The following is a 24,471-nucleotide window of genomic DNA, read 5'->3' as shown; positions in this document are numbered from 1 at the left end:
GAAATCAATTCCGCCGCAAAGGTAACAAAAACAAAGGGCGGCACAAAATGGTTTTGTCCCGCCCTCCATCTATCAGCCCTTAATTTTCAATTTACAAAGTTACTCCGGTCTTGAAGATGGCTATTTCCTTGTAGCCTTTCTTTTCGTTGTTCACGAATTCACCGCTTGCTACTTTGATGATATATTCGATGAAGCGTTCGCAGGTTTTCTCCATCGGTTCGTTCTCGACGATAACTCCGGCGTTGAAGTCTATCCAGCCCGGCTTGTTCTTTGCCAAAGTGGAGTTGGTGGAAATCTTCATGGTCGGCACATAGGTTCCGAAGGGGGTTCCGCGTCCTGTGGTGAACAGCACCATGTGGCATCCGCAAGAGGCAAGGGCAGTGGCGGCTACAAGGTCGTTTCCCGGAGCAGACAGCAGGTTCAGTCCCTTTACTTTCAGGCGTTCGCCATATGGAAGTACCCCTTCCACGTAGCTTGTGCCGCATTTCTGTGTGCATCCCAAGGCCTTGTCCTCCAATGTAGAGATGCCACCCGCCTTATTTCCCGGAGACGGGTTTTCACCTACCGGTTCACCGTGTGAGAGGAAATATTCCTTGAAGTCATTAATCAGCTTCACCGTGTCCTCAAACAGCTCTTTGGTGCGGCAGCGGTTCATCAGTATGGTTTCTGCGCCGAACATTTCCGGCACTTCCGTCAGTACGCTGGTGCCGCCTTGTGCTACGAGGAAGTCGGAGAACATGCCCAGTAGCGGATTGGCGGTGATACCGGAGAAACCGTCCGAACCGCCACACTTCAGGCCTACGCGCAGTTCGCTTAAGGGAATATCCTCGCGCTGGTCCTGGATGGCTTTGGCATAAAGTTCGCGCAGCAGTTCCATTCCTTCTTCGTATTCATCACCCACTTTCTGGGTCACCATAAACTTTACGCGCTCCTGGTCATAGTCTCCCAGGAACTCGCGGAATACATCCGGCTGATTATTCTCGCACCCCAAGCCTACCACGAGTACGGCTCCCGCATTGGGATGCAGCACCATGTCGCGGAGGATTTTCTTTGTATTCTCGTGGTCGTCGCCCAACTGGGAGCAGCCGTAGTTATGGGGATAAGCCATGATGGCATCCACGCCCTTTCCGCCCGTTTCGCGGCGCAGGCCTTCGGCAAGCTGGTTGATGATTCCGTTCACGCAGCCCACTGTCGGAATAATCCATATCTCGTTGCGCACACCTACGTCGCCGTTCTTACGTTTGTACCCTCTAAAGGTCAGGTTTGGCGCGCCGGTATTGAGGTTTAGGGTTGTAGTATTGAGGTCTACGTTGACGGGGTTGTAAGTGTATTCCAGCAACCCGGACAAGTTGGTCTTGATATTGTTTTCATTCATCCAATCCCCCTGCTTCTGCGCTTTCCGGGCGTGGCCGATGGGATATCCGTATTTAATGACGTTTTCGCCTTCCGCAAAATCTTTCAGTGCAAATTTGTGTCCGGCAGGAACATCCTCATTCAAGGTGATTTCCTTTCCGTCCACCGTGAGTTTTTCACCGGCCGGGAGTGCTGTGATGGCCACTGCAACATTGTCGGCAGGGTTGATTTTCAGGTACTTTGCCTCCATCTTTTAAATTTCCCATTTACCATTTACAATGTACAATTTGGCTGCGCTGCATTAGTATTAGTCCCCTTCCGCATGGCCGAATTGTACATTGTAGATGGTGCATTGTACATGTAACTATTTATTGTAATAAAACTCTATATTCTCCTTCGTCAGCAAGTCAATCGGCATGAAGTTCTCCCTTGTGATTTCCTTCTTCAGAATCAGGTATTCGCACAAGGCCTTGATGCCGTCGAATCCTTGCAGGGTGGGCTGCTGTGCTATGAGGAAGAAGATGCTTCCCTGCTTCAGGCAGTCTACGTTGCGTTGCAGCAGGTCATAGCCCATCAGGTTGAAGCCCTTTTTCTCTTTCTTCAGCAGGTATTCCCCGATGATGTATGCTTTGGAGTTGAAGGTGATTCCGTTCTTTACGGTAGGATGCTCTTGGAAGAACTCGTCCAGCATCAGTGTGTCCTCGCTGTCGCGCTTGGCATGCAGGTCCAGTTCCCAGATGCGGCAGGCGGGATGATGCTCCTGCATGTATTCGCGGAAACCTATTTCGCGGCGTTCCTGCTGGTTCGACCCCACGATGCCTTCATTTATCTTGCGGAAGATGACGATTTCCTGCGCGTCTTCTCCGGCAAGCAGCATCAGCATGCGGGCGGCAAAATATCCGCTCTGGTGCGAGTTCTGCCCGTAGAAGGAGAGGGCGGGCTCTTCCTTTATGTTGGAGTCTATATATATATAAGGTATATTATGTTGCGTCAGCTCATCCGTGAAGGGCTTGGTGTATTGCGGAACGGTGGGGGCAAACATCACTCCGTCCGGCTCCAGTGCCAGAATCTGTCCGGAGGCTTCCGCGAATGAATGATAGTCATACGGGTCATAGTAGGAGAGGTGCACGGCCACGTTGAAGTCAGAGTAAGTCTCTACGGCGTTGTGTATGCCCGTCTCCACGTCTGTCCAGTATTCGCCTTTCTCGTGCAGTGGCAGCAGGCAGGCAAATGCGTACTTCTTGTTCGAAGCCAGTGCACTGGCATACATATTGGGCTGGTAATCCAGTTGTTTCAGGATTTCTTCCACCCGCTTCCGGCTGGACTCGGACACACCGCTACGCCCGTGAATCACACGGTCGACGGTTCCCACGGATACATCGGCCATCTTGGCGATATCCTTTATTCTGACTCTTTCCATCTGTATATTTACGATTTAACGATTTACGATGTACGATTGATGTTGCTTTGGCTACGATTCTACAATGTAATCTCAATCGTCTAATCGTAAATCGTCCCATCGTACATCTTCTTGTGCTCGCACACAATTATAATCTTAATATTTTCGATACAAATATATGATAATTTTTTGTATTTCAAAAATTGTTGTATCTTTGTGCCCGTACACGAAGACTATGAAGAACGAATATTATTTTGATTTACTCTCCATAGTTTCAGATGTTTAGGTTCTGTTTATACCTCGAAATGATAAATTGAAAGGAAACAAATTAATTTCATATTAAAATAAAACATAGAAAGATTATGGGAAAGAAAGTAGTTACATTAGGTGAAATCATGCTGAGGCTGTCTACTCCGGGAAACACCCGTTTTGTGCAGTCCGACTCTTTTGATGTGGTATATGGCGGCGGCGAGGCCAACGTGGCTGTCAGCTGTGCCAACTACGGACATGATGCTTATTTTGTAACCAAGTTGCCGAAACATGAAATAGGCCAGTCGGCTGTCAACGCATTGCGCAAGTATGGTGTAAAGACAGATTTCATTGCGCGTGGTGGTGACCGTGTAGGTATCTACTATCTTGAGACCGGTGCTTCCATGCGTCCCAGTAAGGTAATCTATGACCGTGCACACTCTGCCATTGCCGAGGCAGATGCGGCAGACTTTGATTTCGATGCCATCATGGAAGGTGCAGACTGGTTTCACTGGTCAGGTATCACTCCCGCCATCTCCGACAAGGCCGCCGAGTTGACCCGCCTGGCTTGCGAGGCTGCCAAACGTCACGGCGTTACGGTGTCGGTAGACCTCAATTTCCGTAAAAAACTCTGGACCAAAGAAAAAGCCCAGTCCATCATGAAGCCTTTGATGCAGTATGTGGATGTCTGCATCGGCAATGAAGAGGATGCTGAACTCTGTCTGGGCTTCAAGCCCGATGCAGACGTGGAAGGCGGCAAGACGGACGCTGAAGGCTACAAGGGAATCTTCAAGGCGATGGCGAAGGAATTCGGCTTCAAATACGTAATCTCTACGTTGCGCGAGTCTTTCTCCGCTACCCACAACGGCTGGAAAGCAATGATTTACAACGGCGAGGAATTCTACGAGTCAAAGCGTTACGACATCAATCCTATCATCGACCGCGTAGGTGGCGGCGACTCTTTCTCAGGTGGTATCATCCACGGCCTGCTGACAAAACCCAACCAGGGTGCCGCCCTCGAATTTGCAGTAGCCGCTTCCGCCTTGAAGCACACTATCAACGGTGACTTCAACCTTGTTTCCACAGAAGAGGTAGAAGCGCTGGCAGGAGGGGATGCAAGCGGACGAGTGCAGAGATAAGTTCATTTACAATTTATCATTTACAATGTACAATTTGTGCTGCTGATGAATCGAGATGATATGAAAAACCGCTTGAAGATGTTTGCGGTACGAATAATAAGGCTGGTAGACAAGTTGCCTAATACATCAGCAGGTAGAGCTATTGGCAACCAGATTGTCCGTTCCGGTACTTCTCCCGGTGCCAATTATCGGGCAGCTTGTGTTGGAAAATCAGACAAGGATTTCTTAAACAAATTAAAAATGGTAGAGGAAGAACTTGATGAAACGGCCTATTGGTTGGAGCTTATAATGGAATTGGAACTTGTTAAACCTGATTTGTTGCAGGATTTGTATCTTGAAAACAAGGAGCTTTTGAAGATTGTAGTAAAATCTATACTCACTATGCGTGATAAAGTAAATGGTAAAGTATAATATATAGAGGTAAGTATAATATATTAAGTAATATGACAATTAAGCATTGTACAAGTAGTCCGCATGGTAAATTGTACATTGTACATTGTAAATAGTAAATAAAAAGATGAGTAAATTTGATAAAATCTCAGTATTGAATAAGATTGGTTCTACCGGAATGGTGCCTGTCTTTTATCATAAGGATGCAGAAGTTGCAAAGAAAGTTGTAAAGGCTTGTTACGATGGAGGTGTTCGTGCGTTCGAATTCACGAACCGTGGTGACTTTGCCCACGAGGTGTTTGCGGAAGTTGTGAAGTTTGCGGCAAAAGAGTGCCCGGAGATGGCTATGGGTGTAGGTTCCATCGTTGACCCTGCTACTGCGGCGCTGTATTTGCAGTTGGGTGCATGTTTCGTTGTAGGCCCGTTGTTCAACCCGGAGATTGCTAAGATTTGTAACCGTCGCCTGGTAGCCTATACTCCGGGATGCGGAAGCGTTTCAGAAGTGGGCTTCGCGCAAGAAGTAGGGTGCGACCTCTGCAAGATATTCCCGGGCGACGTGCTTGGTGCCAAACTCGTGAAAGGTCTGCTGGCTCCGATGCCCTGGTCCAAGCTGATGGTGACCGGTGGGGTGGAGCCGACTCAGGAAAACCTGACCTCCTGGATTAAGGCGGGTGTGTTCTGCGTAGGTATGGGTTCCAAACTCTTCCCGAAGGATAAGGTCGCTGCCGAAGACTGGACTTACGTTACAGAAAAATGTAAAGAAGCTTTGGGGTATATTGCCGAAGCAAGAAAATAAATAAGAAATTCATTTTGTTTAAAGGGGACAGCTATCGAAGCGTTTCGGCGCTTCGGTGGCTTGTTTTTTACTGGAAAGTATACTCCCGATGAACAACAAACTGTTTATAAGTGTAAACTACACCCTTAAACTCTAAAACAATGTTATAAAACATGCGAAAAATGTGCCGGTATTTTGCGTGCGCGGAGAAAACACTTACCTTTGCAGTGCAGTTGGGAAACTGCATTTGGATTTGATAAATAATAAAAACAGTTTTCAATAAAGGATATTAGTTGTTAGGTAAAAGGATTGAAAATAGATTTTTTTCATAAGCTAAATGTTTTGAATAAATAGGTAAATTAGGTAAAGGTAAAAATTGGATTTTGAAGTTTTCAGAATAGGTAATTGAAGTTTTATTTTTCAGGTAAAGAGAAAGATTGATTTTTAGGTAACATTGACGCAGTTTAAAAGAAAAGCCTTTAAGGCTTTTCTTACAGGGGCGAGGGGTTCGTGAGAGCTTGCTCGTTTTTTTATTCCTATATTCTTCGCATTTTTTGTATATTTTGTCCGGACTCTACTTCTTTTTTGTATCTTTGTGTCGGATACCCATTAAAAACAAGCAGCAACTCTAAAGCTTAAATAGCTCTGAATTTGGAACATATATTGAATATATTCGATTGGCTTTTATACATATGGTTTGCAATAAACATACTGTATCTATTGGTTTACAGTCTGGCGTCACGCCGGCGTGACCTGCCTCTGCCCCCTCCAGCCAAGGAACACAAGCGTTTTGCCATACTGATTCCTGCCTACCGCGAAGATGCCGTGATACACGAGTGCGTCCATTCATGTCTGGAGCAGGATTATCCCGCCGACTGTTTTGATACGGTTGTCATTTCGGACCGTATGCAGCCCGAAACCAACGCTTCCCTCGCTGTGCTTCCTGTCCGCCTGGTTGAAGTGCATTTTGAGAAAAGCACCAAGTCCAAATCTCTGAATGCCGCCATGGCTGCCATCGGCAATGACTATGACATCGCTTTGGTGCTCGATGCGGACAATGTCATCCCTTACGATTATCTGAGTGATATTAACGACCTCTTCGCCAATCCGGAAGTCGAGATTGTGCAGACCCACCGGAGTGCCAAGAACCTGAACAATGACATGGCCCTGCTCGATGCCATCAGTGAGGAAATCAACAATACCATTTTCCGTCTGGGGCATGCCAAGCTGGGCTTGTCGGCTGCCCTTATCGGTTCCGGTATGGCGTTCCGTTATGACTTGTTTCGTGATACGATGGCTGACATCAAGGCTGTGGGCGGTTTCGACCGTGAATTGGAGCTGACCCTGCTCTATCGTGGCAAGCGTTTTTATTATCTGCCCGAAACCTTTGTGTTCGATGAGAAGATACAGAACACCGGCGATTTCTCCCGTCAGCGCCGCCGCTGGCTGTCGGCACAATGGCACTACTGCCAGACTTTCGCCAAGTTTCTGTGGAAGGCGCTTGTTGCGCGTAACTGGGACTTCTGCGACAAGCTTTTCCAGCAGCTTTCCATTCCCCGCCTGCTGTTGATGGGCTTCACGTTCCTCTTCTCCGTGTTGTTTACGGTTTATCGCTGGACATGGGGGCTGAAGTGGTGGCTGCTCTTGGTGTTGCTCGCTGTCGCACTGCTCGTTGCCGTTCCCAAAAGGTTCTGCACCAGCCGCCTGGCAATGGCCCTGCAAAAGATACCCTATACATTCCTGCTGATGGCAGGAAACATCTTCAAGCTGAGGGGAGCAAACAAGACCTTTATACATACCAGGCATGGGGTGGCGGAAAAATAGAAAGGGATACACAATAAACAAGTCTATAAGCAAACAAATGATATACGGAAAAATCACTTTAGAAGATTGGCGTACAGTCTGTGTAGAGGGAGAAGAGCCGGAATCTTCTTTTGAAAGTTATAATCTGAGACTTTTCTTTTTCGGAACTTTGTATAATCGGGACACCTTGCAGGCAACTCCGGATGATACCAATGCCAAGCTTGCTGCTGATGCGTTTCTATCCGATCCGGCATATGGCTTTTCACGCCTGGACGGTTCGTTCACCATAGTATATTATTCAGAAAATGAATGCGGAGTGGTGCGCGACCATCATGGCACGCATTATCCCGTCTATTGTCACATTGATGGTAATTTTGCCACTTCCTGGCAATTTTTAGAGGACCAACTGGAAGAAAATTTCGAGCCTAATCTGGTTTCATTGAGTACATTCCTTCAGCGTGGCATTTTGAAGAAGAATAATTTCGCCCTATTCGATGTTCATTCTTTAGGTGCCGGCGAAAAGTTCTACATGTTGACAGAGCTTGGTTATCTGATGCCGGTTTGGGCTTCTGTAAAGTTAGAGACACAAGCGAAAGTACATTCCATGTTTGATTCGCTGAAGGAAAGAAATCCCAGCTTATATGAAAAGGTGGCAGATGACATTTATTGTCTGAAGCGCGACAGCGTTTTTGAGCATGAACCCAAGGTGGCGACTGAACGGAATCCGGATGTAGAAACCTACTCCCGCCGTTATGGAGAATTGCATGCGCAAGCCATCCGCCGGCGTATCGGCCATAGCCGCAGGGTAGGTATCCTGCTGAGTGGCGGCTATGATTCCGGTTCAAACCTTGCTGCGCTGCGCAGCATTTACGACGGCCAGATTGACTCCTATTCCGTGGGCTTTAAAGGAGATGCCTGGACGGAGCTGCCCATGGCCCGTCTGATGTCTGAAACCTTTGGTACCCGCCACCACGAGTACGAGATTGACGGTACGGAAACCAGTGCCTTGCCCGACATTGTCCGTTTTCTGGGTGAGCCTTTTATGGAAGGCGGGCTGATGGTAAACTATTGTGCCATGCGCATGATAGGCGATGACAAGCCCGACGTGATTCTGGGAGGTGACGGCAGTGACCAGTATTTCGGTACTTCCGGTCGCGAAGTGGCGTTGCATTATCTATCCGCCCGCATAGGATTGCGTCCCTTGCTACGTGGCATCAGCCGTCTGCTGGAGCATGAAACCTTTGATACCGGTGGAAAGCTTTCCCGCATCAATTTCCATTTGGATAAGATACTTCATATTCTGGAAGGGGAGCGTTTCGGCTTCTCCGATTCTGCCTTGTGTGCCCTTCTGCAAAATCCGAAAGAAGATTTTGAGCCGGTAAAATCACTACGGCCCGATATCCACAGTTTCGAACATCTTTACGCGCAGCATGCCATTCTTTCCGATTTGGAGACTGTAATCAACCGTATCATTCTTTTCAAGGCTTCCAGCATGGCACGCATGTTCGGTAACAATCTGACGTATCCTTTTATGGACCTGGAGCTTTTCCATTTCCTGCAGGAGCTGCCGGTAGGGTTGAAGTGCAGGGGCAACAGTGTACTGGACATTGCGCGGGGCCGTTCCGTTTCTAAATATCTGTTAAAGCACCATTATAAACCTTTACTTCCCGAGGCCATTACCTTGAAGAAGAAGCAGGGCGGTTTTGCACCTATGCCACTGTTCTTCCGTGATAGGGCCCGACGTGCTTTCTTTAAGGAATTTATTCTTGCTTCCGGCATTATGGACAACTATCTGCGTCGTGATGCAGTGGAGAAGTTTCTTACAGATTATGAACAAGTTGCAGAGAAGGAGGGTGGTTGGTTCTGGCATAGGCAGAACAAGGCTTTGCAATATTTCAATCTGTTGACGCTTGTTGTGTGGTGGGAAGAGTTTGTGGAAGGACATGAGGTGAAATTCTGAAAATATGATTGAAAGCATGAAAGTTTCCATTATTGTTCCGGTTTATAATGTTGCCAAGTACATAGAACGGTGTTTGTTGTCCGTGTTGAACCAGACTTGGCAGGATTTGGAAGTCATTCTTGTGAATGACTGCACTCCGGACGACTCTATGGAGATAGCCAGACGGGTGGTGGCTTCGCATCCGCGCGGAACGGTGGTGAGATGTCTGGAACATGAAGAGAACAGAGGGCTTTCTGCTGCAAGAAACACCGGTATTTCAGCGTCTGTTGGCGATTATCTGTACTTCTTGGATAGCGACGACTATATTTCTGCGAATGCAATAGAGCTTTTGGCAGATGCAGCGGTGCAGAAGCGACCGGATTTTGTGATAGGCAATTACGAGGTGACCGGCGCCAGACGTTGGGCTCCTCCTTTATCATTAGGCACCGGGTTTTATGAAGGGAATGCTCTTGTACTTTCCACTTATGTGCAGGGAAAATGGTATGTCATGGCGGTGAACAAGCTGATAAATCGTTTCTTTGTTTTGCAACATAAACTTTATTTTCAGGAAGGTATTGTACACGAAGATGATTTATGGTCATTTAAGTTGGCATGTATAGCCCAAAGTATGTATGTTGTTGATGAGGCAACTTACTTTTATTTTATGCAACCGAATTCTATTATGCGGGCACCGTCTATACGTAATTTGGAATGTCGTGTGCTGGTGCTGGGGTATATTTACGACTTTATCCGGTCTTCCCGGTGTTTGCAGGATAACCGGCAGATATATATATACTTTGAGAATCTGAAAGCGAAATATTTTGACCGTATTCTGTATTTTACGAAAGACACATCCTTTCATTATCAGAGTTATTTGGTATTCAGGAACAAAAAGTATGCGTCTTTGTTGGAGATGACGGGCCTGCACCCCGAATGGAAGCTGATGTTGCAGAACATCCATTATGTGCTTCCTACGTATGCCGGCTATTTGTATTTTAAGGCTTTTGTAAAGTCAGCCTACTATTTGTTGGTGTTGTCTATAAAAATGAAGGCAGTGTTGCATACAAAATGAGCGAATATGAATAATGTTCCGGAAATATCCATTATAGTACCCGTTTATAAGGTAGAAGAGTACTTGCCCCAGTGCATTGACAGTATTCTTGCACAGACCTTTACGAATTTTGAGCTGTTGCTGGTAGATGACGGGAGCCCTGACCGTTGCGGGGAGATTTGTGAAGAGTATGCCAGGAAGGATACGAGGATACGGGTGTTCCATCAGGTCAATGCAGGATTGAGCTGTGCCCGGAATACTGGTTTGATGAATGCTTGTGGAAGATATATAGCCTTTGTTGATTCAGATGATTATGTAAAGCCTTGTTATCTTGAGAGGCTGTACGGTGCATTGCCTGCCGATAAAACAAAGGAGGGAGTAATAGTCGGCTCTTTTGATATATATCTGTCCAATGGAAATTTTCAAACGTTTCACGTTCCTGAGCAGGAAATCGTTTCAGAAGAAATGTACCTTATGCTGACGGATTTGATAGACAAGCGCGTTGCGTATGCATGGAGCAAGCTATACGACAATAGAATAATCAAGCAATATCAAGTGAGTTTTGTCCCTTTTGTCTCCGGATTGGAAGATATGCTGTTTATGTTGGACTACTTGATGTATTCGGATTTTATGGTTATTCGTGATTATAATAATTATATTTATAGAGTGGGCTATTCCATGGATACATTGTCTGTATGTATAAACAGCTTTCCGGCAGAATATGCAGCATTCTCCAATTTTTTGGAAAGGGTGTATGTGTATCAAAAGAAATTTAATTTGGAGGATAGCTCATTGGATAGAACATGGAATTCATTGACTGTCTTTTTCCATAAAGTGATTTTGGCCATCTATAAACCAGAGCATAAGTATACCCGGCAGGAACGGTTGTCTTTTTTACATCAAGTCCTTTTATCAGACAAAGAATGGATAAGAAGATTTTTTCTTCCACAATATAAAGCGGATGTGTTGGGCAAATTCTTGCTTTGCAGGGTGGGGGCATCGGCTTTTGACGGGTGGATGCGTTTCTTGTCAGGTATAAAATTCAAGAAAATGTTTGGAGTAAAATAGCGGAGGTCATTATGAATATCTTGTTTATATATCCCAGAATGTTCCATCCTCATCGCGGAGGTATCGAAAGAGTGAGCGATTTGCTTTGCAGAGAATTGATAAAGAGAAAACACAAGGTGTTGTTTTTGCATAACATTTGTGATGAATCCCTTGAGGATTATCCATATCCTGCTCCTATTTATTTTTTCCCTTTTTCTGTTCAAGAAGTGGAGAAGAATGCTCCTTTTTATCGCAATTTTCTGATAGAACATCATGTTGATATTGTGATAAACCAAGATATTATGGCATATCATGCACTGTGCCGCTTTTCCAAAGACATCAGTGGGGTAAAAGCAATCTCCGTGTTGCACTTGTCTCCTTTAAATATGTATGATCACTTGTTTGGCCTCACGATGCGTTTAAGAAACAAATCATGGATTGAAAAGGTCAAGCGAATAGCTCGCGTAATCAAGATTCCGAAGATAAAATCCGATTATTGGCAGAATTTGAAAGTCTGTTATGACGATTGTTTCCTTTATACAGATTTATTCTGCTTGCTTTCCTCAAAGTTCATTCCTGAACTGAAAAGGATACATCCGGGTGATATGGAGCGGGTTGTCGCCATCGGTAATCCTAATACTTATACCACACAGACTTTTATAGAGACAAAGAAAAAACAGTTATTGTATGTTGGCCGGATAGAGTGGTATCAAAAACGGGTTGATCGTTTAATTGACATTTGGAGATATCTGTATCAAGATTTTCCTGATTGGGAATTGGTAATTGTGGGTGATGGACCGACACGGAAGGAGTTGGAGCAAAAGTCTTCAAAGATGGAACGTGTTGTTTTTGCAGGATACCAAAATCCTGATTCGTTCTACCGGGATGCAAGTATTTTATGTATGACAAGTGATTTTGAAGGCTGGGGAATGGTATTGACCGAAGCCATGACATTCGGAACGATTCCGGTGGCATTCAACTCGTTCGCTGCTATAACGGATATTATAGAAGACGGACAGACCGGCGTGCTGGTTCCTCCTTTCTCTTGTAAGCAGTTTGCACGGAAGCTGGGCGTATTGATGAAGGATGAGGAATTGCGCAGGGAGATGTCAAAGCATTGTATGGAGCATGTGAAACGTTTTGATATACAAAATGTGGTGGATGAATGGGAGAAAGTTTTTGACCGTTTGAAAAACAATCAATGATGCCTTTTCAGTATCCGGTGAGCGAATGCACGTATGCCCGGAGTGAAAAGATAGAGCAACGAGCAGGTTAATATCCCATAAGTGGAAATCAGAATCATTCCATAGAGAATCCAATGTGTAAAAGAGCTTTCCGGTGTAAAGTCATTGCTTGGATAGAGATGGTAGCATACTATTCCCGGCAGCAGTATAATCAGCAGATGCTTGATGTAGCCCGTCCAATAGTGGAAAACGGATATTTTGAATCCTTGCGAATAAAGAAAGTAAGGTTTCCAAATGACTATGATGAGAAATAAACTGGTTATGTTGCCCATCAAAATTCCCGGCAGTCCCCAAAAATGTCCGGCAATGATGGCAACAGTCAGGTTGATGATTACTTCCGCAATGGGAGCCCAAGTATCTTGAAATAAGCCATACCCATAGGTAAATTGGTCTATGGCACCTCGGGTGTAGCTGATGAACGAGTTGATGATAATCAGGTACAGAATGTGTTGGGGCAATACATATTCACTTCCCAACCATAATGAAATGAAAGCGCCGGTCAGTCGAATCAGGGCAAATGAAATGGTTCCGGCTATTAAGAAACGGATACCCATCAGCTCCCAGAATACTTGCTGGATACGTTTGGAATCGCCTTCGGCTATCAGATTGCCTACTCCTGCATTGGTACTCCCTAATAGGTTGCTGATAAATATACTTATCTTATCTATAATGAGGGTATAGTTTCCATAATATGCCACAGTCTTAAGAGAGACGAAGGCATATACCAGGAAGGGAGTGGTTTGGAATTGTACGAAACTGCCCAGTTTATGGACAAATAGCTGTTTGGTATACCGGGTTACTTCCGGATATTTCTTGAAAAGCAGCTTGCCTTGTTTCACTTCGCTTTTCAGCCAAGGGTATACCTGGTTGACTTTCCAGTTCAGGATAATGGAATAGACAATGCCCAGCAGAAGTTCCAGGCTAATCCACAGGTAATAGTTGCCCGTATAATAGACTAATCCCATTTGCAGACAAGTCTTTATCAGTACGGCACTTTGAAAATAGGCTGTCACTACATAGTTTTTCTGGTCCGCTCCCAAAAGGGTTTGCTTGTAATTGGCAAAATATCCTATTAGTGAAGTGGTCAGATACGAGAAAAATGCAAAATAGATGATGCCTAAATCAAAGACATTATTGGGGAATATCAGGGGTAGGAAGCATGCCAAGGCACATCCTGCACTTAGAATGATGAAACCGATACGGCGGTAGATGAAACCGAAAACGGAAATGATTTCATTGATTTTCCTTTCATCGTGTTCAAAGAGGGGTTTATACAGAACGTAGCCGATGGCTGTGCTGATACCCAATTCGGCAAGGTTCAGAAAACCCAGGAGATTGTTCAGTGTACCTATCAGCCCCATAAAGTCTGCGCCCAATGCATCCAGAAAGATTTTCCTGGAAAAAAATGATAGGGCTAAACTCAGGACATAAAAAATGAGGTTAACCCGCGCATTGAGCAATGATTTTTTAAGGCGTGACTCCTGAGGCATAAGTTTTTTGTTATTACCGGCAAAAGTACACAAAAAAACAGTATGCTTCCTTTTTTTGTGATTTGTGGGTAAATTATTGATAATTAGTGGCTTTTATGATACGCTTTTATTCAATTTTCCATCCGTCGATACTCCTCTTCTCCAACGAGAAGTTTACGCCGATGCGGTACAGCTTCCGGTGGTCCATTGCGAAGGGTTTGGCATATCCTTTGTCTTCTATCTGTTGCAGGGCTTCCTCGGGTGTACCATCCAGTTTAAACTCTACGATGTAGACGTAATCCTTAGTCTCTATCACCATATCCATACGGCTTTCACTGGTAGGACGCTCCACTTTGGTATAGAATCCCATCATGCGCATCACGATGAAGAAAGCATTCTGAAAATAGAGTTCGGCATCGCCTACAATCTTATAGTCCGTATCAGAAAACATGGTGGCCAGGCGGGTCATGAACTGCTCCGGATTACCCTTGCGTACATCTGCAATGAAGTTTGATACAAAATAGACGGACTCACTGTCCTTTATCGGCATGTAGTAGGGAACCAGGTATTTGATGAATCCTTCGGCCACTTCCTTGTTAGGGAATCCCAGCCGATAGATGTTGAATTCTTCGTCATATTCCTTTATCGTGAGGTAGCCGCTTTGGTAAATCACGGCAATGGGATTATCCTTGAACGACTCCACGTCTGTCAGTGTCTCTGCAGTCACTCCTTCACTCGTAAGGTCGGGCAGACAGAAGTTGTTGTCTTTCAGCAGTTTCACAAGGTAGGTGGGGGTGCCGGTCTCGAACCAGTAGCTGCCGAACTCCAGGGAACGGAAGGTATTCAGCAGGCTGAAGGGGTTATACAGATTGGTTCCGTTCTGGCGGAAGCGGTAGCCGTCGTACCGTTCTTTCAGTCGCAGGCAGACTTCATCGTAGGTGATACCGTAGTTTTCGGCTATCTGGTGCAGCGGTTCTTCAAAATAGGTGTGTATCTCCTTGTCGGTCATTCCGCAGAGCGTCTGGAACTGTCGGTCCATGGAGAGGTCTATCAGGTTGTTCAGGTCGCTGAACACACTGACTTTTCCGAATTTCGTCACTCCCGTTAGGAAGCCGAAACGGATATACCGGTCCTGCGTTTTCATTACGGAGTAGAAGGCTTTGAGTGTGTTGCGATATTCATTTTGCAGTTCTTCGTCACCAATGGCTTGGAGCATGGGTTTGTCGTATTCGTCCACGAGGATGACCACGCGCTGGCCGGTCTGCTCGTAGGCGCGGCGGATGATTCCCTTGAAACGCAGTTCGGGGTTGACTTCGCTGGAGACGGCTCCGTAGATGTTTTCCCATTGGCAGAGAGTATCGTTCAATATGTCGATAAGACTGTTCTTCTCATCGTATTTACTCGTGTTCAAATCCAAATGCAGTACCGGATATTTCGTCCATTCTTTTTCGAGCCGTTCCATTTCCAGTCCCTTGAACAGTTCCTGCTGCCCGTTGAAGTAGGCTTCCAGTGTGCTGATGAGCAGACTCTTTCCGAATCTCCGCGGGCGGCTCAGGAAGTAGTAACGACCGGTATGTACTAACTGATAAATCAGGGCGGTTTTGTCCACATAGATATATCCGTCATTGATAAGGCTCTCAAAACTCTGTATTCCAATAGGGTACTTCATACGGCTGAACTTTGTTTGATGCGCATTTTGCTTAATTAGAACAAATGTATGAATAAAAAATGAGGTGGCAAAGCTTTTGTCATGCTTTGTCACCTCCCTTTTCTTGGTTACCACTTCTCTTTTTTTACTTCAAAACACGGGCATTGTTTCGTCCATTCCATCGGTTCCACCTCTCCGTTGTTGTTCCGGTCGGGGCTGAGGTCGCGATGTCCCGCCACTTTGGCTTCCGGATAGTCCATCAGCAAAGCGCGGACCAGTACGCGGAGCGAGTGGCGCTGCCATTCCGTGCGTGTGTCTTTGGGATTCCCATAGTGGTCCAATCCGCCTTCGTAGGCGATTCCGATAGAGTGGGCATTGTAGCCGCGGGCGTGGGCGCCGGCCCTCTCGACTGGGCGTGTGGTCAGGATTTGTCCGTCACGGCGGATGTAGAAATGATAGCCCGTGCCATCAAATCCACGTCGGCGGTGCGCGGCTTCCAGAGCTTGCCCGGTAAAGGGACGGTCCTCGCACGTGGCGCTGCAATGTATCACAATCAAGTTGATTTTTCTCATTTCTTTCTACTGTTTGCCTTTGGGGGCTGTGCGCTAAAGGGGACCACCGCTGTTCATGGCGTGTGCGCTGAATGCACCCAAAAGTGCCGAAGCTACAGCGATGATTACTTTCAGAATCTTGTCCCAGGTTGATGATTTTGTACTCATAATGGTTAATGGTTAGTGATTAGGGATTAGTGATTAGGGGTAGGGGTTAGGGAACACAAGCTCATCGCTTATCGCTAACCCCTAACCCCTATTTTTTATCCCAGCGGATTCTCCCCCTGGTCTCCGTCGGAACCTCCGCCATCGGGGTTATTGTCGCCGCTTCCGCTACCGGTGCTATCCTTGTCGGCAGTTACAAGCTCGAAGACGAGGTTGTTTGCTCCGCCTTTGGTGGTGGCGTTGCTGTCGTTCACTAAGCGCAGGGTGTTGGCTACCTTGAAGCGGATGTTGACGCGCTCGATGTTTTTTACGGTGCAGTCTTTGGCCAGTTCGGTGGCACGGCACTTGAAGGTGGTGTGGAAGATTCCGAAACCGTCCAGACGGACACTGTTGCCGTCCGTCAGCGTCTGGCGCATCTGGCGTACGATGGCTTTGCCTACGTGCTCCACGTCTTCGGACGACATGGCGCCCAGGGCTTCAATGTCTTTTGCGATGCGGGCAAGGTCGAAGATTTTGGCATCTTGGGGCTTGCGTTTCAGGGTGTAGACCATGGGGGAGCTGCTGTCCCCGATTTTCTTGTGGCGCTGTGTGCGCACTACTAATGCTGTTGACATGATGGTTGATGTTTAATGGTTAATGTTTCATTCCGAAAGGGAAAGGAGGTGTCTCCGCGGCGATGGCTTCTGTTCCGTTTCGTTGATACAAAGATAGGACATGGGGCAGGGAAGAAGGGAGGTTGGGGGAGGCAGGAGGAGGTTGGGAGAGGATAAGGGAGGTTATTGTTTCTTTTGTTTTGGATTTGTGACAAATAGGAGGTATATTTGTATTCGCATAGATGTGCGTAAACTGAATAAAAAGACATGGAATATGTTGGAAAACAGTAATCAGGATATGTGCTGTTTTAGCTCGTTTTGATGAAGTGCGTGATGTGGTGGTATATGCCAATCTTGAAAACGAGGCATTGCGTGAGCATATAGACAGAGTGGGGGTGAGGATTTATGTGAAAAGTGGGGAACCTTCTAAGAAGGCTCCCCGAAGACATTGATCATAAGCTGCACCTGCGCGGGCGTGTACCGTCGGCAATAGGGGTTCATGCCCGTGGCAAGCAGGCGTTGTTCCAGCCCGGGGGCGGTGCGTATCCATTCGTTCAGCCGGTTGACGGCAGTCTGCTGGGCAATGCCCGGAAGGTAGTACATGGCGAGTTCGCCTTTCCCGTAACTGCGGACGGGGAAGCGGGGCTCTGCAAAGGAATCATTTTCTTTCATCATATTCTTTAAAGTTCAGGTTATATGTTTTCTTTAATACGGATAACACATGATTGCACGGATAACCTGTGATTGCACAGTTTGCACATGCTTGCACGGATTCTCTTTTTCTGTCTTGTAAAGATACGGATTTTTATTCGAATAACCTGCCTTGTTCTTCATTATTTTTCAACCAATTCTCATTGTCGAACTGCGTGTTCACCGGTCCCGGTCGCTCTCCTTGGGGGGTGTGGATGATGTCTTCCTCGCAGGGCCAGTAGCGTCCGTTCAGGTGGTTGTAGACGAATTTGGCCTCGGTGTGGGCACTGCCCAGGTGCTTGAAGCGGACTTTCTCGATGTAGATGGTGGCTATCTGTTTCGTGTCGTTACGGTCTACCACGAGGCAGAAGTCGGACATGTTGGCGAAGTTGGCGGAGCCGTTGATGTCGTTCATCTCGACGCGGCGCAGGGTGCCGTCCTTTTCGTTGCGGTTCACCTTGCGGGGGTGGGCCACGAGGATGACGAGGCACTGGTTGCGGGTGGCGAAGCGTCCCAGCTTGTTCAGCGTGTCGGTGATGTAGTCCATTTCCGTCTGCCCCGGTTCCAGACGTTGTTCCAGGCGGTTCATGGGGTCGATGACGAGGATGCGTACCCCTTTGCGGCGCACCACCTGGCGGGCTTTCTCCAGGATGTGGTCGATGCCGTAGCTCCCGTCGTCGGGCAGGATGTGCGACACGTTGCGGTCCAGCCAGCCCACTGCCTGCCCGTAGAGGGCTTCCGTCATGCCCGGTCCGGGGGTGAAGCGGTGGCCGGTCAGCTTCTCCGCCAGCTTGTGCAGGTGGTAGGCGATGGGCATGTTTTCGGGGCTGAAGAAGGCGATTTTCCACTCGTGGCGCAGGCAGAGGCGCAGCACCAGCTCGTCGGTGAATTCGGACTTGCCGTCGCCGGGGCGTCCGGTCATCACCAGCAGGCGGCGGGGCTCGAAGGTGCAGTGTTCGTCGAAGTTGTCCCAGCCGGTGTCGGCACCCCGCTGCAGGCCGTTCTCGTAGAGGGAGCGCAGGTCGTCGCGGCAGTCTTCGGCGGTGAAGATGCCTTCCAGGGGCATTTCTTCGGCTTGCTCGATGCAGATGCGGAGGCTTTCGGCGCCGTATTTCACCAGATGCTCGTTGGCATCCTTGCAGCCCTCGCCGAAGTGCACGATGCGGCAGCGTTCCACTCCGAGGCGGCGCGTGAGTTCCTGCCGGAGCGACTGCCCTGCCGGGTCCTCGTCTACGGTGATGTAGATGGCCTGCTTGTCTTCGAAGTGCGACTCCACGAAGCGGTCCAGCCACGTGAGGTTGCTCTGGGCGCCGGCGGGCACGGAGACGACGTCCTTGCGTCCGGCGGCGATGATGGCTGCCGCGTCGAACTCGCCTTCGGTGATGATGCACTCCGGGGTGCCCAGGATGCTGTCCACGTTGTAGGGGATGAGCTCGGCCCCCTTCACCATCATGAAGTGCTTCAGGGCGCTGCGGTATTTGGTGTTGACGAGCGTCCCGTTCTCGAAGTAGTTGAAGCAGATGCAGTTCTCCTCCTGGCTGCTCTCCGGGAGGCGCACCGTCTCTTCGGTGATGCGCAGGGTGCGCAGCAGCTCCTGCGGCAGGCAGCGGACGGTGGTCCAGTAGCGTTCCAGGTTCTCGGAGAGTTGCATCCGGGCAGGGTCGAAGGTGGGACGGCGGAAGTGCTGGGGCGGTGCGGTGGGCTTCCGGTGCATGTCGCGGCGTTGCTGCTTGAGGCGTTCTTCGGTGTCGTCGGGCACGTAGAGCTTGTAGCCGCAGTGGTGGCAGTAGCACAAGCCTTTGTCCAGGTCTACGGAGAGTGACTTGTTGCCTTTGTGTCCGCGGGTGTCGTTGCATTGCGGGCAGATGGTCTTGATTTTGCCGCTGATGCGGCCACGGGTGTCGATACCGTGTTGATGGAAATTTCTCATATAGGTTTGCTTTAGTAGTTTTCTGATAATTTTTTAGACGCAGATTTTAGTTTCAAGGCAGCCTGAGGGGCTGAAATGCCACACTTAGCGGGTTGGAATGCCACACTTCACGAGGGTAAATGCCACACTTGGGACGTGCTGAGGTGTGGCATTCGGAACGTTGACATGTGGCATTCGGAACACTGACGTGTGGCATTCCGGATGCCGGAGTGTGGCGTTTCAGCCGGGGTTCTGTTTCGGCTTTTTCGATGACGGCGGCGGGTTTTGCGAAGTCCACGAACGGGTCGTTTCGTTCCAGAAGGCGGTATTGTCCGGTCGGGGCGGCGCTCCGTCGGGGATGGGGCAGCCCAGGTAGGTGCGCCGTCCGTTCACCAGTTGCTCGTAGCGATGGGGGTCGGGAGGAGCGGTGGCGGACTGCTGCTTTTCGAGGCCCTGCAACAGCATGTGCAGTTCCTGCGAGGTGCGCTGGCCGGCTTGGGTGTAGAACGTGAAGTAGCTTCGCACTTCTTCCTGGCTGTTCATCTTCTCCTCTTTTCCGAGGAGTACGATGTGTTTCTTGAATTCTTCCAGTGCCGTATCAAAATGCTTGTTCAGCAGGACACTGTATCCGCTTCTCATGCAGACCATTTCACGGAACAGTTGATTTTTCGACAAGCCATCCACTTGCTTCCTCCAGCTCTGGTAGGGAGTGATGCCGCCGTCGCCGCCGTTCTTTTGGACGACATCGTCGTCTTTTCTCTTCATCTGTTCTTCTCTATTCTGTTCTTCTCTTACGCGCGCGAGGCTGGTTTTGTTTGTATTACCACTGTTGTTCAGTGATTTATCTTCATTTTTCGCATCCTCCGTTTTTTCTGGAGTTTTCAAATCATTTTGCAAATGATTTCCTTTTTCCGTATAGTTGAAGTTGATGGCTGATTCAAATTCTTCTTCGTGGATAGTGAAAAGTTTGTATTCCCAGATGATTTTCTCCATGTATTTTTTGGAGAACCCTTTTCTTGAAATAATATTCAGTTGACTGAAACTGAGTTTCCTGTCGGGCTGTGCACAGAGCATCTCGATGATGCGCAGATACATGCCATAGCCCCTGCATCCTTCATTGTCGATGAGTGCGGCCAGTCTTTTGTCATTAGGCAAATCGTTGGGGTGTTTGAACCAAATCATTTTCTTCGTGTATTAGTTTTCTATTTCCTGATAGTTATCTTATATTCTGAAAGGATAGAAGGGCTTCATAGTGATGTGTAAGGGAGAGACTGTTCAGCGGTCATATCTTTTAAAATATGCGGCAAAGTTACGTATAACAGAACAAGCCTGCAAATGGACTTTTGTAGGTTTAGCAGTATTTCATCGGCCTCAGAAGCTATTCTGCGTGTGTTCCCGCCTTTTTTCGGGTGCTTAGGCATACAATGGTGAAATATGTGATTTTTTTTACAGAAAGTAGCCGGTGGAGCCCTCTCTTTAGGCGGCCTTCTACTTGTTACATTCGTAAACATTTGATTCACAGTAGCTATTACTCTCCGGACTTTGTTTTGTGCATACGTGTCATCTGCCGTATGTGGGCCAGACTGCGCAGTTCGCTTTGGGAGAAAGACGATTTCCCTTCCAGTAAGCCGCCAATTGCCTCTGCAATGATTTCCAACTGATCCAATAATGGATTTCTACTGTGTGCAGTATTCTTTTCGATGCTTACTGCGTTTTGACCCTCGCTATAGAGGGTCAGGGTTACTTTTTTTACTCATTGTACGTTTTTAAGAAAAACATGGCAAAGATACGGATTTTACCCGGAAGGAGATGTATTTTTACAATTTTAAAAGTGCGTCAATGCAGGAATAAAGAAGGAAATAGTGAGACCGGTTACAGAAAAATTCCGTATATTTGCAATATGGCAAATGTGGAAAAAAACTTATCTGTTGAAACTTTGCGTGGCATCGCTATTCTATTGGTAGTGGTGGGACATGTCATCGGTTCCGGGCCCGATGGCGGCATGAAGATTGATTTTCCCCACCCATTGCGTTATTTCTATGTATGGATAGATTATATTCAGATGCCTTTGTTTACCGCCATTGCCGGTTGGGTTTATGCACTGAAGCCTTTCTCCGCATCTTCCGGTTTTGGAAGTTTTGTCCGGAAAAAAGCGTTGCGCTTGCTGGTGCCGATGGCGGCGGTGGGCACGTTGTATTTTCTGGTACAGTATCTGATGCCGGGCACCAATAATAAAGGGGAACTCAGCCAGTTGTGGCGCATATATATATTTCCTTACACTATATATTGGTATCTGCCGTCGTTGTTCTTGATTTTTGTGGTGCAATGGTGGATAGACAGCCGGAAGTGGATGGACACTCTGGGCAAGTGGAGTATCTGCTGTGTGGTGGCTCTGGTGTTTAGTAGGATAAATGATGTATGGATTCTGCATGAGGTTCCCGACCTGTTCAGTTTCAAGGGTGCTTTGGGGCAATTGCCCTATTTCTTTGTCGGTGTGGCTTCCTGCCGTTTTGCTGTGTCGCTCTGCAGTCGTCCGGCTGTCAGGCGTGTCTTGCTTGCCGTGGCGCTATGGGGGATTGTCTTGATACAGATAGTGTGGTTCTATCCCGGTAAATACGCCTCTTTGAGCATGCTGCTTTATCCCGTGACGTTGATTCCCACCTTGTTCCTGCTGCTGGCATCGAAGTGGCACAACCGTTTTTTTGTCTGGATAGGCGGCTATGCGTACAGTATTTATCTTTTTCATGGTTTCGGTACTTCCGGTGGGCGGATTATACTGAAAATGATGGGGATTGATGCGATTGTCCCCATATTGCTGTCTGCAACTTTTATTGCAACAATCGGGCCGGTATTAGTAGACAAACTGTTTAACTGTTCCAAAATGCTGCGAATGCTATTTCTTGGAAGGAGATAATGCTCTCAGTCTGTTGCGCACCCTTATCATAAAACGCCGTAGCCACGGGCATGTTTCTCCCGACTTCAGATTATAGTATAGTGATTTGGACTCATAAATCATCCGGAAAGTTTCTGTACAAAGTACCGGTTTCTTGGTCAGGCGGTTGATTTCCACAGCCTGCGGCATAGAGCTTTCTACAAACAGCATGTAGTCGGTGGATGAACCGTATTCTTTGGCTTTGAAGGAGGCGTGGCAATTCGCCCGTTGGCGTGCAGCCATATCCGGCAGGTCCAGCATGACAAGCTTATTGTATTTCACATGGTTCTTCCGGAGCCAGGCTTCCGTCTCCGGACGGTATTTCTCCAAGCGTGAAGTGACCAGTGTGCCAATGGTGACTTTGGGAATGAATAGCGGAGGAGCGTTCAGCAGGAAATGACGGTACTTCTCGCCGTCATCGTTCTCTTCCGGAGTGGGGTCTGCGCAAAGCACGCCGTCGATGTCCATGCATGATTTTTGCAGGATGGAGTGGTTCATTATGTTCCACTGGAAGAAACGGGGATAGCTCAGAATCTCAAAATGATAATCTACGCTTTTGGTGTTTTCGGGTGTGCTGTAAATGGCACAGTATTTTATTTCATAGCTGTCCTTGAGGTCCTGCAGCAATATCCTGCATTTATTCATGGCGTTTCCACTGGAGATGCTGTCATCCACCACCAATACTTTGCGGATGCCGGTCATATTGAAAGTCTTGCCGCGCTCTCCTGCCTGATAGATATGTCCGTTGCGGAAAGAATCTATGTCCGTGACCGGCAGGTTCAGATAGAGCGCCAGCAGATTGGCCGGGAACATGCCGCTGCGGGGCACGCCGACGATGAGGTCGAAATCCCGTGGCAGAATGCTGAGATGTTGCAGGATGCAATGGTTCAGGTCATCTATATTACGATAGTTCATGTAGTTCTCTCCTTCAGGAATTTATCGATTATGTCATATATTTTCTTCACGCTATGCCCCCAACTGTGGGTCTCGGCAAAGGCTATGCGCTGTTTGGCCAGTTCTTTGTAGTCAGCTTCGGTCACAGCACGGTCTATGGCCGCAAGCCATTCCTCCGGGTTGATGGCCAGGTGCGTGTGACCTGCGAATATGTTGCGCATGGTGTGGGTACTGGTTGCGACAGTGGGTTTACCCATAGCCAGATATTCGTCTATTTTCAACGGATAGTTACCGTCGGTAATCTCGTTCACCATTTGCGGATTGATGCAGACATCGTAGGCAGCTATGTAGGCCGGTAATTCGTCCACTTTTTTTTGTCCGGTGAAATAGGCATTTTTCAAACTATGGATACGGTTCCGACGGAAAATGTCATCTTCTGGTCCGGTGAACACAAAACTATAATCGGGACGCTGACTTATTATCTGATAAAGCAGTTCTCCGTCAAGGCGGGTACTGTTTATCGTACCCATATATCCGATGATAGGGCGTGGAATGTCTTGCATGTCACCGGGTGTTTCGTACTTCTTGGCCGGATTGTACAGCTCCAGGTTTACGCCGGTTTCAATGGGGTAGGTATGGGGATTGTAGGGTTGCAACTCTGCGGCAAAACGGGTGGAGTTTGCCAGAACAATGTCCGCAGAGGCTGCTAATTCCGGCTCAAGACGAGTGCCGTGCCTGCGCCAGTAGGCCTCGCCTATGATGTAGTCGCGCCGATAATAGATGCTGACAGCCGGATGGATATACTCCTTCAGATAGCGGCTGCGGTAAATGTCTGTATCAATGAGGTGAATGTAATTCTTGAAGCCGAGCGCGGTGGCCTGCTCTACAATCCATCGAGCTATGCGGGCATTGTTTTTTCTGTTGACGATATTGAAAAGCGATGCGGGCAGGAAATTGGCCGAGAGCACGGTGAAAGGACAGTCCAGTACCCACATGTTGGCGTTGATTTGCCGGAGTGGTGAAGCCTCTCCTTTGATGACGTCCATACGCCGGATGTATGACGGAGATTGTCTGTTCCCTCTCAGCCGGATGGAAATGTCCATCGGAGTGTTTATGTAGAGCACCCGGTTCTGCTTTGAAATTTCCAATGCAGTATTCTTGATGGTACTACCTATTTCGATGTCCCATGTTTGCAGGCTGGTGATGATGAAGTCTCTCATGATGTTTGCCG

At 47.8% G+C, this 24,471-nt stretch carries 21 protein-coding genes; 9 read left to right on the top strand and 12 right to left on the bottom strand.

Features of this window, described 5'->3' with window-relative positions:
* Positions 1 to 91: 91 nt before the first annotated feature.
* Together DW096_RS03465 and DW096_RS03460 are read right to left on the bottom strand one after the other, a co-directional pair.
* Positions 92 to 1,603, bottom strand: coding sequence for a UxaA family hydrolase (locus DW096_RS03465; RefSeq protein ID WP_005827433.1), 1,512 nt, complete (start codon positions 1,601 to 1,603; stop codon positions 92 to 94).
* Between the two features lie 114 nt (positions 1,604 to 1,717).
* A complete protein-coding gene (locus DW096_RS03460) occupies positions 1,718 to 2,773 on the bottom strand; it encodes a LacI family DNA-binding transcriptional regulator (RefSeq protein WP_005827435.1) in 1,056 nt (351 codons plus the stop codon).
* 341 nt (positions 2,774 to 3,114) lie between these two features.
* On the opposite strand from DW096_RS03460, the gene DW096_RS03455 reads away from it, so the two are divergent.
* The 8 genes from DW096_RS03455 to DW096_RS03420 all read left to right on the top strand — a co-directional run bounded on the left by DW096_RS03455 (position 3,115) and on the right by DW096_RS03420 (position 12,350).
* Positions 3,115 to 4,140 (top strand): sugar kinase, encoded by a 1,026-nt coding sequence (locus tag DW096_RS03455; protein WP_005827441.1) that lies wholly within the window; start codon positions 3,115 to 3,117, stop codon positions 4,138 to 4,140.
* Positions 4,141 to 4,185: 45 nt separating this feature from the next.
* Entirely contained in the window at positions 4,186 to 4,551 is a 366-nt protein-coding gene (locus DW096_RS03450; protein WP_005827444.1) for a four helix bundle protein, read from the top strand.
* Between the two features lie 106 nt (positions 4,552 to 4,657).
* Positions 4,658 to 5,326: a bifunctional 4-hydroxy-2-oxoglutarate aldolase/2-dehydro-3-deoxy-phosphogluconate aldolase gene (locus DW096_RS03445; RefSeq protein ID WP_005837350.1), complete on the top strand. Its 669-nt coding sequence runs from the start codon at positions 4,658 to 4,660 to the stop codon at positions 5,324 to 5,326.
* Positions 5,327 to 5,956: 630 nt separating this feature from the next.
* Positions 5,957 to 7,129, top strand: a complete 1,173-nt coding sequence (locus tag DW096_RS03440; protein ID WP_034529734.1) for a glycosyltransferase family 2 protein — start codon at positions 5,957 to 5,959, stop codon at positions 7,127 to 7,129.
* A 37-nt stretch (positions 7,130 to 7,166) separates the two neighbouring features.
* Positions 7,167 to 9,068: an asparagine synthase C-terminal domain-containing protein gene (locus tag DW096_RS03435; protein WP_087333078.1), complete on the top strand. Its 1,902-nt coding sequence runs from the start codon at positions 7,167 to 7,169 to the stop codon at positions 9,066 to 9,068.
* A 16-nt stretch (positions 9,069 to 9,084) separates the two neighbouring features.
* Positions 9,085 to 10,119, top strand: coding sequence for a glycosyltransferase family 2 protein (locus DW096_RS03430; RefSeq protein WP_227212635.1), 1,035 nt, complete (start codon positions 9,085 to 9,087; stop codon positions 10,117 to 10,119).
* A 6-nt stretch (positions 10,120 to 10,125) separates the two neighbouring features.
* The gene (locus DW096_RS03425; protein WP_118931149.1) at positions 10,126 to 11,166 is read left to right on the top strand and encodes a glycosyltransferase; all 1,041 of its coding nucleotides are present in this window, start codon (positions 10,126 to 10,128) and stop codon (positions 11,164 to 11,166) included.
* A gap of 281 nt (positions 11,167 to 11,447) precedes the next feature.
* Positions 11,448 to 12,350 (top strand): glycosyltransferase, encoded by a 903-nt coding sequence (locus DW096_RS03420; RefSeq protein ID WP_227212637.1) that lies wholly within the window; start codon positions 11,448 to 11,450, stop codon positions 12,348 to 12,350.
* Here DW096_RS03420 and DW096_RS03415 read toward each other — a convergent pair.
* The 8 genes from DW096_RS03415 to DW096_RS03380 all read right to left on the bottom strand — a co-directional run bounded on the left by DW096_RS03415 (position 12,344) and on the right by DW096_RS03380 (position 20,596).
* Positions 12,344 to 13,879, bottom strand: a complete 1,536-nt coding sequence (locus DW096_RS03415) for a lipopolysaccharide biosynthesis protein (RefSeq protein WP_118358056.1) — start codon at positions 13,877 to 13,879, stop codon at positions 12,344 to 12,346. The two genes, DW096_RS03420 and DW096_RS03415, sit on opposite strands and share 7 nt — an antisense overlap.
* Before the next feature lie 106 nt (positions 13,880 to 13,985).
* Complete coding sequence (locus DW096_RS03410) at positions 13,986 to 15,527, bottom strand: ATP-binding protein (protein WP_118931158.1); 1,542 nt, start codon at positions 15,525 to 15,527, stop codon at positions 13,986 to 13,988.
* Positions 15,528 to 15,634: 107 nt separating this feature from the next.
* Positions 15,635 to 16,078 carry an N-acetylmuramoyl-L-alanine amidase gene (locus DW096_RS03405; RefSeq protein WP_117589620.1) on the bottom strand — a complete coding sequence of 148 codons (444 nt, stop codon included), beginning with the start codon at positions 16,076 to 16,078 and terminating at the stop codon, positions 15,635 to 15,637.
* Between the two features lie 33 nt (positions 16,079 to 16,111).
* Positions 16,112 to 16,225, bottom strand: a complete 114-nt coding sequence (locus tag DW096_RS19265; RefSeq protein ID WP_005837338.1) for a smalltalk protein — start codon at positions 16,223 to 16,225, stop codon at positions 16,112 to 16,114.
* A 95-nt stretch (positions 16,226 to 16,320) separates the two neighbouring features.
* Positions 16,321 to 16,836 carry an HU family DNA-binding protein gene (locus DW096_RS03400; protein ID WP_008664348.1) on the bottom strand — a complete coding sequence of 172 codons (516 nt, stop codon included), beginning with the start codon at positions 16,834 to 16,836 and terminating at the stop codon, positions 16,321 to 16,323.
* A 405-nt stretch (positions 16,837 to 17,241) separates the two neighbouring features.
* A complete protein-coding gene (locus DW096_RS03390; protein WP_034532858.1) occupies positions 17,242 to 17,490 on the bottom strand; it encodes a DUF4248 domain-containing protein in 249 nt (82 codons plus the stop codon).
* Positions 17,491 to 17,620: 130 nt separating this feature from the next.
* Positions 17,621 to 19,435, bottom strand: a complete 1,815-nt coding sequence (locus DW096_RS03385) for a bifunctional DNA primase/helicase (protein ID WP_120028680.1) — start codon at positions 19,433 to 19,435, stop codon at positions 17,621 to 17,623.
* 219 nt (positions 19,436 to 19,654) lie between these two features.
* Positions 19,655 to 20,596 carry a DUF4373 domain-containing protein gene (locus DW096_RS03380; protein WP_118358048.1) on the bottom strand — a complete coding sequence of 314 codons (942 nt, stop codon included), beginning with the start codon at positions 20,594 to 20,596 and terminating at the stop codon, positions 19,655 to 19,657.
* A gap of 718 nt (positions 20,597 to 21,314) precedes the next feature.
* Between DW096_RS03380 and DW096_RS03370 the strand changes: the two genes are divergently transcribed.
* Complete coding sequence (locus DW096_RS03370) at positions 21,315 to 22,328, top strand: acyltransferase family protein (protein ID WP_227212639.1); 1,014 nt, start codon at positions 21,315 to 21,317, stop codon at positions 22,326 to 22,328.
* Here DW096_RS03370 and DW096_RS03365 read toward each other — a convergent pair.
* Together DW096_RS03365 and DW096_RS03360 are read right to left on the bottom strand one after the other, a co-directional pair.
* Positions 22,308 to 23,261 (bottom strand): phosphoribosyltransferase, encoded by a 954-nt coding sequence (locus DW096_RS03365; RefSeq protein WP_118358050.1) that lies wholly within the window; start codon positions 23,259 to 23,261, stop codon positions 22,308 to 22,310. The two genes, DW096_RS03370 and DW096_RS03365, sit on opposite strands and share 21 nt — an antisense overlap.
* Complete coding sequence (locus tag DW096_RS03360) at positions 23,258 to 24,460, bottom strand: glycosyltransferase (protein WP_118931151.1); 1,203 nt, start codon at positions 24,458 to 24,460, stop codon at positions 23,258 to 23,260. Before DW096_RS03360 ends, DW096_RS03365 begins: the two co-directional genes overlap by 4 nt.
* Positions 24,461 to 24,471 lie beyond the last annotated feature (11 nt).

It is taken from the genome of Bacteroides sp. AM07-18, from assembly GCF_003602695.1.
In the GTDB taxonomy this organism is placed as follows: domain Bacteria; phylum Bacteroidota; class Bacteroidia; order Bacteroidales; family Bacteroidaceae; genus Bacteroides; species Bacteroides uniformis.
Note: the sequence above shows the minus strand (reverse complement) of the source record. Positions and strands in the feature narration are given on the sequence as shown.

Coding starts and splice junctions, on each gene's coding strand:
- DW096_RS03425 (WP_118931149.1), top strand. CDS start 10,126: ATGAATAATGTTCCGGAAATATCCATTATAGTACCCGTTTATAAGGTA.
- DW096_RS03385 (WP_120028680.1), bottom strand. CDS start 19,435: ATGAGAAATTTCCATCAACACGGTATCGACACCCGTGGCCGCATCAGC.
- DW096_RS03465 (WP_005827433.1), bottom strand. CDS start 1,603: ATGGAGGCAAAGTACCTGAAAATCAACCCTGCCGACAATGTTGCAGTG.
- DW096_RS03400 (WP_008664348.1), bottom strand. CDS start 16,836: ATGTCAACAGCATTAGTAGTGCGCACACAGCGCCACAAGAAAATCGGG.
- DW096_RS03445 (WP_005837350.1), top strand. CDS start 4,658: ATGAGTAAATTTGATAAAATCTCAGTATTGAATAAGATTGGTTCTACC.
- DW096_RS03430 (WP_227212635.1), top strand. CDS start 9,085: ATGAAAGTTTCCATTATTGTTCCGGTTTATAATGTTGCCAAGTACATA.
- DW096_RS03420 (WP_227212637.1), top strand. CDS start 11,448: ATGGCATATCATGCACTGTGCCGCTTTTCCAAAGACATCAGTGGGGTA.
- DW096_RS03380 (WP_118358048.1), bottom strand. CDS start 20,596: ATGATTTGGTTCAAACACCCCAACGATTTGCCTAATGACAAAAGACTG.
- DW096_RS03390 (WP_034532858.1), bottom strand. CDS start 17,490: ATGATGAAAGAAAATGATTCCTTTGCAGAGCCCCGCTTCCCCGTCCGC.
- DW096_RS03415 (WP_118358056.1), bottom strand. CDS start 13,879: ATGCCTCAGGAGTCACGCCTTAAAAAATCATTGCTCAATGCGCGGGTT.
- DW096_RS03450 (WP_005827444.1), top strand. CDS start 4,186: ATGAATCGAGATGATATGAAAAACCGCTTGAAGATGTTTGCGGTACGA.
- DW096_RS03365 (WP_118358050.1), bottom strand. CDS start 23,261: ATGAACTATCGTAATATAGATGACCTGAACCATTGCATCCTGCAACAT.
- DW096_RS03405 (WP_117589620.1), bottom strand. CDS start 16,078: ATGAGAAAAATCAACTTGATTGTGATACATTGCAGCGCCACGTGCGAG.
- DW096_RS19265 (WP_005837338.1), bottom strand. CDS start 16,225: ATGAGTACAAAATCATCAACCTGGGACAAGATTCTGAAAGTAATCATC.
- DW096_RS03460 (WP_005827435.1), bottom strand. CDS start 2,773: ATGGAAAGAGTCAGAATAAAGGATATCGCCAAGATGGCCGATGTATCC.
- DW096_RS03360 (WP_118931151.1), bottom strand. CDS start 24,460: ATGAGAGACTTCATCATCACCAGCCTGCAAACATGGGACATCGAAATA.
- DW096_RS03435 (WP_087333078.1), top strand. CDS start 7,167: ATGATATACGGAAAAATCACTTTAGAAGATTGGCGTACAGTCTGTGTA.
- DW096_RS03370 (WP_227212639.1), top strand. CDS start 21,315: ATGGCAAATGTGGAAAAAAACTTATCTGTTGAAACTTTGCGTGGCATC.
- DW096_RS03410 (WP_118931158.1), bottom strand. CDS start 15,527: ATGAAGTACCCTATTGGAATACAGAGTTTTGAGAGCCTTATCAATGAC.
- DW096_RS03455 (WP_005827441.1), top strand. CDS start 3,115: ATGGGAAAGAAAGTAGTTACATTAGGTGAAATCATGCTGAGGCTGTCT.